The sequence below is a fragment of the Neptunitalea chrysea genome (genome assembly GCF_027924145.1).
Classification (GTDB): domain Bacteria; phylum Bacteroidota; class Bacteroidia; order Flavobacteriales; family Flavobacteriaceae; genus Neptunitalea; species Neptunitalea chrysea.
Genome location: NZ_BRVP01000031.1, coordinates 17,783 through 28,722 on the forward strand (window position 1 = coordinate 17,783; position 10,940 = coordinate 28,722).

At 31.4% G+C, this 10,940-nt stretch carries 8 protein-coding genes; 6 read left to right on the plus strand and 2 right to left on the minus strand.

Translation table 11 applies throughout. The annotated features are described in order from the left end of the window. Positions 1–270 precede the first annotated feature (270 nt). From NBRC110019_RS15660 to NBRC110019_RS15680, 5 genes are all read left to right on the plus strand, one after another. Positions 271–945, plus strand: coding sequence for a TetR/AcrR family transcriptional regulator (locus NBRC110019_RS15660; protein ID WP_281756410.1), 675 nt, complete (start codon positions 271–273; stop codon positions 943–945). Next, on the plus strand, positions 942–2,591 hold the full coding sequence (locus NBRC110019_RS15665) for a peptidase domain-containing ABC transporter (RefSeq protein WP_281756412.1): 1,650 nt from the start codon (positions 942–944) through the stop codon (positions 2,589–2,591). The genes NBRC110019_RS15660 and NBRC110019_RS15665 overlap by 4 nt, the downstream gene beginning before the upstream one ends. Before the next feature lie 3 nt (positions 2,592–2,594). Further along, positions 2,595–3,959 (plus strand): HlyD family secretion protein, encoded by a 1,365-nt coding sequence (locus NBRC110019_RS15670; protein WP_281756413.1) that lies wholly within the window; start codon positions 2,595–2,597, stop codon positions 3,957–3,959. Positions 3,960–3,969: 10 nt separating this feature from the next. Further along, the gene (locus NBRC110019_RS15675; RefSeq protein ID WP_281756415.1) at positions 3,970–5,361 is read left to right on the plus strand and encodes a TolC family protein; all 1,392 of its coding nucleotides are present in this window, start codon (positions 3,970–3,972) and stop codon (positions 5,359–5,361) included. 162 nt (positions 5,362–5,523) lie between these two features. Beyond that, on the plus strand, positions 5,524–5,784 hold the full coding sequence (locus tag NBRC110019_RS15680; RefSeq protein ID WP_281756416.1) for a hypothetical protein: 261 nt from the start codon (positions 5,524–5,526) through the stop codon (positions 5,782–5,784). A 66-nt stretch (positions 5,785–5,850) separates the two neighbouring features. Here NBRC110019_RS15680 and NBRC110019_RS15685 read toward each other — a convergent pair whose 3' ends face one another. Continuing rightward, positions 5,851–8,154, minus strand: a complete 2,304-nt coding sequence (locus tag NBRC110019_RS15685; RefSeq protein ID WP_281756418.1) for a hypothetical protein — start codon at positions 8,152–8,154, stop codon at positions 5,851–5,853. Between the two features lie 30 nt (positions 8,155–8,184). Continuing rightward, entirely contained in the window at positions 8,185–8,781 is a 597-nt protein-coding gene (rnhB, locus tag NBRC110019_RS15690) for a ribonuclease HII (RefSeq protein ID WP_281756419.1), read from the minus strand. An 88-nt stretch (positions 8,782–8,869) separates the two neighbouring features. Here rnhB and NBRC110019_RS15695 point away from each other — a divergent pair, with 88 nt between their 5' ends. Further along, positions 8,870–10,834 carry a putative porin gene (locus tag NBRC110019_RS15695; RefSeq protein ID WP_281756421.1) on the plus strand — a complete coding sequence of 655 codons (1,965 nt, stop codon included), beginning with the start codon at positions 8,870–8,872 and terminating at the stop codon, positions 10,832–10,834. Positions 10,835–10,940: the final 106 nt, after the last annotated feature.

The following is a 10,940-nucleotide window of genomic DNA, read 5'->3' on the forward strand; positions in this document are numbered from 1 at the left end:
TTCTAATCAACAGGTTCTTTGTTAAAGATAATCTGTCTCATTTTGGTATGTACCATGTTAAAACATAGGAATTTATCATGGTAGTGATAATTGTCTTTTAATAAAAGTATTAAAAATATAATGGTATTTATGTTAATTAATTTAGGTAAGTGTAAAATAGCGTGGTTTTTTTTGGTTTGATAATAATACTCTCTAAATTAACTGTTAAACTTTTACATGTTAATAGTATTACTATTATATTTGAATGTTTGACTTTTTAAATACATTTTAATGGAAATTATTCCAAGAAATATTCATTTAGTAATTAATGAGAAGTTGTTTGTTAAGGATCCAGAAACCAGTAATTTGGGAAAGAGTATTCTTGAGCATAGTATTGTACTTATTGATGAAATTGGATTTGAAGCGTTTACTTTTAAAAAATTAGGAGAAAAAATAGGAAGTAACGAGAGTTCAGTTTATCGTTATTTTGAAAACAAGCATAAGTTGATGCTTTATTTATCTTCTTGGTATTGGTCATGGGTTGAGTACCGTATGATTTTTGCTATAAATAATGTGCCCGATTCCATAGACAGGCTTCATAGAGGAATTAGAATAGTAACCAGTGAAGTGAAGGATGATGACAGAACCGTCTACATTAATGAGTCTGTATTAAACCGCATTATTATTGCTGAATTTACCAAAACGTTCTTAACGAAAGAGGTCGATGAAGAGAATAAAGAAGGTTTCTTTAAGGTATACAAAAATGTGATTCGTCTTTTGGCTCAATTAATTTTTGAGGTAAATCCAAAGTACCCATATGTAAAAAGTTTAGCATCCTCTATTGTAGAAGGAGCATTACATCAACATTACCTAAAAGCACATCTTAAAAGTATTACCGATTTTGGTGAGAATAATAAAGATGTTTCCGAATTTTACATTCAATGTATAAATAAAATATTGCTATGACCCCTATTCAAAGATTTAAAAACTTGTTGAGGATAGATAAAAAAGATATTTATCAAATTATCCTGTATTCTGTTCTTGCCGGTATTATAAGTTTATCATTACCGTTGGGTATACAGTCTATTATTAATTTTTTACAGGCCGGTAAGGTTAGTACGTCCTGGGTGGTATTGGTTATTATAGTAGTAGCAGGTGTAGCTACAGTGGGAATTTTTAGAATAATGCAATACCGAATTACAGAGAATTTGCAACAAAAGATTTTTGTAAGATCGTCTTTTGAATTTGCTTATAGATTCCCTAAAATTAGGTTTAGTAAACTGTATAATTATTCTCCACCCGAATTAGCGAATAGATTTTTTGATACATTAACAGTGCAAAAAGGAGCTTCAAAATTGTTGTTGGACATTTCAGGGGCAGCGCTTCAAATACTTTTTGGAATATTGTTACTATCCTTATATCATACGTTCTTTATTTTCTTCGGAGTATTTCTTATTTTCTTATTGTATTTAATCTTTAAATTAAATTTTACTCCGGGGCTAAACACTAGTTTAAAAGAGTCTAATTATAAATATAAAGTAGCGCATTGGTTACAGGAAATTGCACGTAACCATTTAAGTTTTAAAAATGATAAACTATTTCAGTATTCGCTACATAAAAATGACCGTTTGGTGAACTCTTATTTAGATAGTAGAGAAAGTCACTTTAGTATTTTAAGAAGACAGTTTATTCAGTTGACAGGATTTAAAGTTTTAATTACGGCCGGACTCTTAATTATTGGAGGATTATTAGTGCTAAGTCAACAAATGAACATAGGGCAGTTTGTAGCTGCTGAAATAATTATTCTTTCTATAATAACCGCAGTAGAGAAACTTTTTGGTGGAATCGAACTGTTTTATGATGTGCTTACTTCTTTAGAAAAAATGGGTAAGGTAGTTGATATGGAACTGGAAAGCGAAAATGGATCTAATGGATACTCTCTTGAGGGACAAGATTTATGTATAGAAACGGAACAACTTTCTTATAATTTCCCTGATAGAGAAAAACCAATACTTAAGAATATTTCACTAACCATAAATCAAGGAGACAGTATACTTATTGATGGTGCAAATGGCGCAGGTAAAACAACTTTAATAAGGTTGTTAAGCAGGGTTATAGAGCCTACAGGAGGAACTGTTTTTATAAATAATACAAACTATAAAAAGTTTGCTATTGATGACTATAGGTCTAAAATAGGAACTATTACCATAAACGATAATGTATTCGAGGGAACCTTGTTTGAAAATATTACTTGTAAGAACCCTAATATCCATATAGATCAGGTGAACGAGGTTATAGAGGCTGTTAAGTTAGAAGGATATATAAGATCGTTACCTGATGGATTAGATACAGCAGTACATTCAGAAGGAAAACAATTGAACTCTTCTGTGGTTCAAAAAATTCTACTTGCAAGATGTATTATATCAGAGCCTAAAATTTTATTTTTAGAGGAGCCATTGGAGAAAATAGATGATGGATCTGCTAAAGAAATTATTGATTACTTATCGGATCATGATAAGAAATGGACATTGGTGGTTATTTCTAGAAATCAGTATTGGAAAGAAAAGTGTAACAAAAGATTCCTTTTAGAAGAGGGAGAATTAAAAAAATAAGACATGCTAAATATATCTAACAATCATATTGATAAGTATATAGATACTAGTAAGTATTTGTCTACAAAGATTTTCGCCGATAACAAACATTATAAGGTAATACGAAAAATTGTTTGGATTGTAGCGGCAGCAATTGTTTTGATTTCCTTTTTACCATGGACGCAAAATGTAAAGGGTTCTGGGTATGTTACTACATTAAAACCTGGACAACGTCCGCAAACGATACAAAACATTATTGGTGGTAGAGTAGAGGAATGGTTTGTGAGAGAAGGAGATTTTGTAAACAAAGGCGATACCATTATGCGTTTGTCTGAAATTAAAGACGCCTATTTTGATCCAGATTTAGTGGGCAATACAGGAAACCAAATGAGAGCCAAAGAAGGCGCTTTACAATCGTATGGAGACAAAGTAGAGGTTTTAGGGGTACAAATAACGGCTATTGAAAATGAAAGGGTTTTAAAATTAAAGCAAGCTCAAAATAAGAAAAGACAGGCGTTACTTAAAATGAAGAGTGATAGCATTGACCTAGAGGCTATAAAAACTCAGTTAACAATTGCCGAAACGCAGTATAACCGGGCGTTTGAATTAAATAAGGAAGGACTTAAGCCTATGACGTATGTTGAAGAGAAAAAAGTGAAGTTGCAACAAATGCAGGCTAAAGTAGTAACTCAGGAGAATAAGTATGTAGTAGGTCAGAATGAGTTATTAAATGCAGAAATGGAAATTAATCGTACGAAAGCCTCATATGCAGAAAAAATAGCAAAAGCAAAAAGTGATAGGCAAACAGCGATTAGTACACAGTACGATACCGAGTCTCAAGTAAACAAATTACGCATTCAATATGCTAATTATAAAATTAGAAATGGAATGTACTACATAACTGCACCACAAAATGGATATGTAAACAGAGCATTAAAATCGGGTATTGGAGAAACCGTGAAAGCAGGTTCAGAGATTGTTAGTATTATGCCAGCGGACTATGATATTGCAGTTGAAACATATATTGATCCTTTAAATTTTACGTTAATACAAACCAACGAGAAAGTACGTATTTGGTTTGATGGATGGCCAACAATTGTATTTAGTGGATGGCCGGGCGTTTCTTATGGTACTTTTGGAGGTGTTATTGTGGCTAAGGAAAACTTTATTAGTACTAATGGTAAGTATAGAGTGTTAATTGCGCCAGATCCTGATGAGAAAGCATGGCCAAAACAATTAAGTATTGGGGCAGGAGCACAAACGATTGCTCTATTAGATGATGTGCCAATATGGTTTGAATTATGGAGAACTCTTAATGGTTTTCCACCAAACTTTTATAGTGGTGATAATAAGAGTTCGGAAAAGGATACTAAGAAAAAGAAAAAGTAATTAAGTTACTATGATAAAAAAAATAATAACTCTTGTTGTTTTCTTGATGTTGGGTTCTCAGTTGGTATTTGCTCAAGAGTTTCAGGAAGAATTTACATATCAAGAATATTTAGCTCATGTGAAAAAATTTCATCCTTTAGTTAAAAAAGCAGAGTTGAAACTTTCGGAAGCAGAGGCGAAATTATTAAAAGCACGTGGTGCGTTTGATCCTAAAATTCTTGGAGATTTTTCACAAAAGGAATATCATGATAAAAAATATTACTCGCTGTTTAATGGAAGCTTTAAGATACCAACTTGGTATGGTATAGAAATAAAAGCAGCTTTTGATAATAATGGGGGAGTTTACCTGAATCCGCAAAATAAAGTACCATATAATGGGTTAACATCTTTGGGAATTACCATTCCCGTTGGTCAAGGTTTGTGGATTAATGATCGTATGGCCGAATTGAAGAAGGGGAAATTATATGTTGAGCTCGGGAGTTATGAGCAAACTTTAGCGGTGATAGATGCTATATATGAGGCTTCGGTTGCGTATATGGATTGGAAGCAGAACTTTGAAAAGGTGAAGATGTATGAGTATTTTTTAAAAAATGCTGAAATTCGTTTAGATTGGACAAAGAAGTCTATTAGGCTAGGTGGGCTTTCTCCTATAGATAGTGTTGAGTCTGGAATAAATGTAAAAACAAGAAAACTAGAATTAGAGCAAGCAAAGCTTAAACTAATGAAAAGTAGGTTAGCTTTGTCTAATTACATATGGACAGAAAATAATATTCCTTTGGAGTTAGATGAGCGTATGGTTCCGGAAACTGAACTCTCTGATGGTATTCTTGATGTTTTAGGAATTAATCCGTTGGCAAGAAATACAAATTTAGACGAGCATCCTAAAATTAGTTCACTAAATACTAAAATTCAAATTCAGGAAATAGATCGTAAATTAAAAGCGAATAGCCTTTTACCTAAGTTAGATGTAAGTTATAATTATTTGTCAGAACCAGATTATATAACAGATGGTCGTTTAGAAGATTATAAAGTAGGTGCTAGTTTTACCTTACCTATATTTTTACGCAAAGAACGAGCTGCTCTAAAATTAGCTAAAATAAAGCTTCAGGATGCACAATATGGATTACAGTTCCAGAAACAAAGTGTTCAGAATAAAATAGACGCTCAGTATAATGAATTAGATTCTTATCAGCAGCAACTATCGCTTAATTTAGATTTGGTACACTCTTATCAACAGATGTTAGATGCCGAGATGCGACTTTTTGAAATGGGGGAAAGCTCCATATTTTATGTAAATACTAGAGAGAATAAACTTGTTAAGGTAAAGATTTCTGACATAGAGCTAACAAATTCTTATTTAAACTCGGTGTTAAATTTGTATAAAGTTTTGGGTCGTTTGTAGAATTTTTATGCTTTTTTCTGTAATAAGGGTTATTTTTTGATTACTTAATAGTTAAGTTAAGGGTAAAATTAGAAGTGTGTAATTCTAATGCAACAAGTTGCATGCGTTTAATTTTTTGTATTACTTAGCGGAAAATAAATCAATAAATAATCAATTATTCTTATGAAAAAATTATTTTTAGCTTCTGCTATCGTAGCTTCTTTATGTTTTGTTGGGTGTTCAAGTGATGACGATTCTGGTGAGGGTGGAACTTCAGGAACAGATTGTTTTGATTGTACACTTGCTGGTATGAGCACCGAATTCTGTTATACAGATGGGGATGACACTTACACAATTACAGTAATGGGAGTTGAGACTGAGCAAAGTTTAGGTGGTCTTGATTGGGAAGATGTAAAAGAAGGTCTTCAGGCGACATGTGAATAATTTACGTAAGCCATAACGTATCATAAAAGCCTGATAGTTTTAAAAGCTATCAGGCTTTTTAATTTTTTATACTTTATAAAGTAATAATTTATGATTACCTCCTTTGGTAACTAAATAGGTGTATCCTGTTTTATTGTTATATTTTATAAAAGCGGGACCTTGACCAAAAACAGGCGTGCCTTCTAATGGATTAGTTTGGGTATTATAAATATAAACTTTACTATTTTGAGTATCGGTAATAGTAATATAGTCAGATCCATGTTCTTTAAATATTTCCGGTGCAGCGTATATACCATAATCTAAAGTAATAGTGGTGTTGTTTACAGTTAACATGTTTTCGGTAAAAGTGATTAGCATTTTTGGGGTTGCCGTCATAACATGATTTTTTTGTAAAGGTGCTGTTTGTTTAGTTACTTTACCTTTTTCTGTAATCTTAATTAAATCTCCCGACATTGTAGTTGTAGTAAATGCATTGTTATACCAATAAAACTTATTCTTAGAAAAATCAAAAGTTTTAGAAACAGGTATTCTTATTTGCCCCTTTCTGTTAAGAATGTAAAGCTTATTCTTATCGGTTTTTAAAAGAATATAGTCTTTTCTGCCTACTCGTATGTGTTGAGGTGTTGCTGTTATGTTTCCAAGTGTTTTAGATAGTTTAAAACCCGATACACTTTTAGCATAATTATTTATCATATATAATTGATCCTTTTGAGATATCAAGAACCTGTAATCGTGCTTAAGGTCATAATCAAATATTGCAGTAGCATTGGAAATTTCATCGTTAAAATGAACGGGGAAGTTAGGTGCATCTTTTCCGGTTCTGGTTACAATATAAAAATTATGTTTTGTGGTAAAGGCTAGTTGAAGTTTACCATTGTTATACATATCTATTTGCGCTATATCGCCTTGTATTTTACTATCCAGTTTACGTTTCCATTGTATTTTTCCATCCAATGATATAAGGTATAACTGGTGATTTACATCTTGAGCTACAATATCCAAACCATTCGTAACATAGTTTTTTACTAGAATAGGATCTGTTGCAAGTTCAGTTTCTAATTCTAAGGTAGCGAGTTCAGTTATAGCATCAGTTTTGCTATCAATTAAAGAGGTATTAATTTCATTGTTCAGAACATTAACATAATATCCACTAGTGTTTTTTGTAGCTTGTAAAATGGTTATACTTTTTTGGTTTCTGTCCTTTTTATTTAGGTTGACACTTAAAATTGATGATTGTTGAGGTAATTTTTCTATAGATTTTATAAAATACTCCTGGTCTGCTAAAGTTGTATTATTTAAAATTCCATCTATTAAGGTATGAAGTTCTTCAGTAGAATCTGAAAAAATAAGATAAGTGTCTCCTAGAGCTAGATAATTTGGAGCAAATTTTTCATGAAACAAATTACAGATAGCTTTTAATTCAGTTTGCTGGTCTGAGCTATAGATAGCAATATTTTTATAACTTTCTATTTCGGTAGAAGCATAGTGTGATAATAGATCATCAGGAAGTGAGGTGAAAAGAGCCAAAGCTTTAGTGCTCGATTTGTTTTTAATAAAGCCTATTTCTGAAATGGCATTAATTAAAAGAGAGTCTGATAATTTAGGGAAAACAGAATTACTTAAATCCTTTAGTAGATACCCTGTAAATTTTTTGTAGTGTCTTGGGGTTACATTTGCTGTCTGAGAAATTCCGATTCCTATGTCCTTAATAGATTTATTGGCTCCTGTAACAAGTCCTGAAAATATAATTTCTTTCGGTTTTGTGATTATATCAAAATAAAACCAGTTTTTCGTGAGATAAGTAGCTTCAGGAAAAATAGTGTTAAGAGAGTTTTTGTAAGTAGCATTATAAAAAATAGAAGCACTAATTTTATCGTTACTCAAAGCTACTAACTTTTTAAGGTTGCTAGCTATTGTTTGCTTCGGTATTTCGTATTCTTTGTAATTATGTATTACAAAGGTGTTTTTTAAAGTTGTAATATTCCATTCAAGGCTATTATATTCAAATTTTTGAGTAGTACCTTCTTTAAGATTAGATTGTTTAGCGATTGTAAGCGTATCGTTAAAAGTAAATGTAGTAAACTCTTTATCTACAAGTACAGTTGTTTTATCATTATAATTACAAAGATAAAAAGGTTTTGTTGTGTTTATAAAACCTAAATTTTGAATAATGTTATTATCTAATTGAAATGAAGAATTTTCTAAAAAGCTATTATTTCTCAGTTCTCCTGTAAATGAGGTTAAGTCATTTACTTTTAAAATGTAATTAGTGTTATCCGGAATGTAATCTAAGATGGTTTTTACCTTTTCATCAGATGTTGCACAACCTACTACAATAAATATGAGTAGTATAAGTATTTTGGTACGCATGATAGTAAGCTTTTTGCAAAAATAAGCATTTTAGAATGCAAGTTTCAATTGCTCAGGTAGCAATTTAAAGCTCATTCTATGGTATTTTGTAGTTCCGAATTTTTTAATGGCGTCTCTATGTTCCTTAGTAGGGTATCCTTTGTTTTTTTTCCAATTGTACATTGGGTACTCTTCATGTATCTGTTCCATATAGGCATCTCTATAGGTTTTAGCTAAAACAGATGCTGCAGCAATATTCATATATTTACCATCCCCTTTAATAATGCACGCATGATCAATCTCTTTATAAGGTTTAAACTTGTTTCCATCTACACTTATATATTCAGGTAGAACTTTTAATAAATCAATAGCCTTGTGCATTCCCTTTATAGAAGCGTTTAAAATATTTATTTCGTCAATTTCTTTTGGAGAAATATGGGCTACACCAAAAGTTAGAGCCTCTTGTTCTATTATTGGGCGTAACGCATTTCTTTTTAATTCTGTTAGCTGTTTCGAATCGTTTAGCATGGTATTTGCAAAGTTTTCGTTTAAAATAACAGCGGCTGCGGTAACAGGTCCGGCAAGACAACCCCTTCCGGCTTCATCGGTTCCCGCTTCCATTTGGCAATAATGAAATGGTTTTAACATAATATAGATTAATTTACGTTGCTAATTAACAAAATATATTTAAACCTGATTTCGTTTAAAAAACATACTTTTGCGTAAAATGAAAAGAATGAGATTTGTTTTTTTACTTGTGTTTATAGGTTTTGCCAGTTTAGGAATGGCTCAAAAAACTATAAAAACTATTGGGGGTGATTTACCTGTTAATGATTCTATTAATGCACGAAGTAATGATTCGTTAAACTCGGGTTTATGGAAAAACCCTAATAATATACAGGATTATAAAATTTTTAATCTTGAAAACGATACCACTTTTGTAGATACTACTTTAACAATCTATAAAGATTACAAATTTAATTATTTAAGAAAAGACAATTTTGAGTTGTTGCCTTTGTCAAATGTAGGGCAAACATATAACAGACTATCTTTAGATGCAGATACCTGGTTGTTCCCTCAATCGGGGCAACGATCTAAGTACTATAATTGGTTTGAGGCAGAAGATATCAATTATTATAGTATGCCTACACCACTTACTGAATGGTTTTTTAAAACGACTTTTGAACAAGGGCAGCTGTTGGATGCTTCTATTTCATTTAATACGTCTAAACAATTAAACTTCTATATTGCTTATAAGGGGATGAAATCTTTGGGTAAGTATAAGAATTTAGAATCGAGTACGGGTAATTTTAGGTTTAGTACCAATTATCACTCGGTAAATGACAGATATGATTTAAAAGTGCATTTTGTGGGTCAGGATATAAAAAATCAGGAAAATGCGGGTATACTATATAATGAGTACTTTACTTCAGGAGAGGAAGATTTTCAAGATAGGTCGAGATTGGAAGTAATTCTTGAAGATGCAGAGAGTTTGTTGGTGGGGAAAAGATATTTTATAAGACAACAATATGCGCTTATTCATGATAAAGATAGTGTAAGGTATAATGTATTAAATATAGGACATAAATTTAATTACGAAACCAAGTCATACTATTATACAGATGGAAATGCTTCCGATTATTTTGGCGATGCCTATGTAAGTTCTAATATGAGAGATCAGTTTAAATTTAGGACAATGGAGAATCATGTGTTTGCTGAATTACAGAATAATCTTTTGGGAAATATTGGTTTTCGAGTTATTAACTATAACTACAATTACATGTATAGAACCTTAACCAATGTAGATGGTATTACCATTCCTAGTGGTATTAAAGCTAACGAAACGGCTGTGAAAGCAAATTATGAGAAACAAATTGGTGGGTTTGATGTAAATGGGTATGTAGCTACCACTCTTGTTGGTGATTTTGGAGGTACAGATATATATGGAGAAGCATCTTATGATTTTAACGATGATAATAGGTTGGAAGCTTCTATACATATTAATGATAGGATGCCTAACTTTAATTATTTAATGTATCAGAGCGATTACATTAATTATAATTGGTATAATGTAGATAGTTTTGAGAAAGAACAAACTAAAACATTGCATGCAAAACTTAGCTTAAAGAAAATAGCTAATATTGATTTTACCTATAGTATGCTTGATAACTATACGTATTTTCAAAAGCAAGAAAGTTTGAGTGACTCCTTAACTTCAATTGTAAAGCCTGCTCAGTATTCGGGTACTATTAATTATTTAAAGCTGAAATTAGAGAAAGAGTTTAAGTTATGGAAGTTTGCGCTTAATAATACTATAATGTATCAGGAGGTGGTACAAGATGATGATATATTGAATGTACCACAATTTGTAACTAGGAATACGTTCTATTTCTCTACTCCAATGTTTAAAAATAATCTACAACTACAAACTGGTTTAACCTTAAAGTATTTTACCAAATACTATACAGACGAGTTTAATCCGCTGCTTTCTGAATTTTCTGTACAGAATAATACAGAGATAGGGGAGTATCCTATTATAGATGCATTCTTGGATTTTAAGATTAGACAGACTAGATTCTTCTTTAAAGCAGAACATATAAATAATTTGTTCTCTAAAGAGTACAACTATTATTCTACAGTTAATACCCCGTATAGAGATTTTGTAATCCGATTTGGGTTGGTTTGGAACCTATTTTCATAGTACTTTAATTAATTTGATGAGGGTTTTATTGTGTAACTAATTGAATTGTAGGGTTTAGTTAAAATGTTTTAAAAAAAGGTTAAGAAAAGCTTGGATAAAGGTTAAT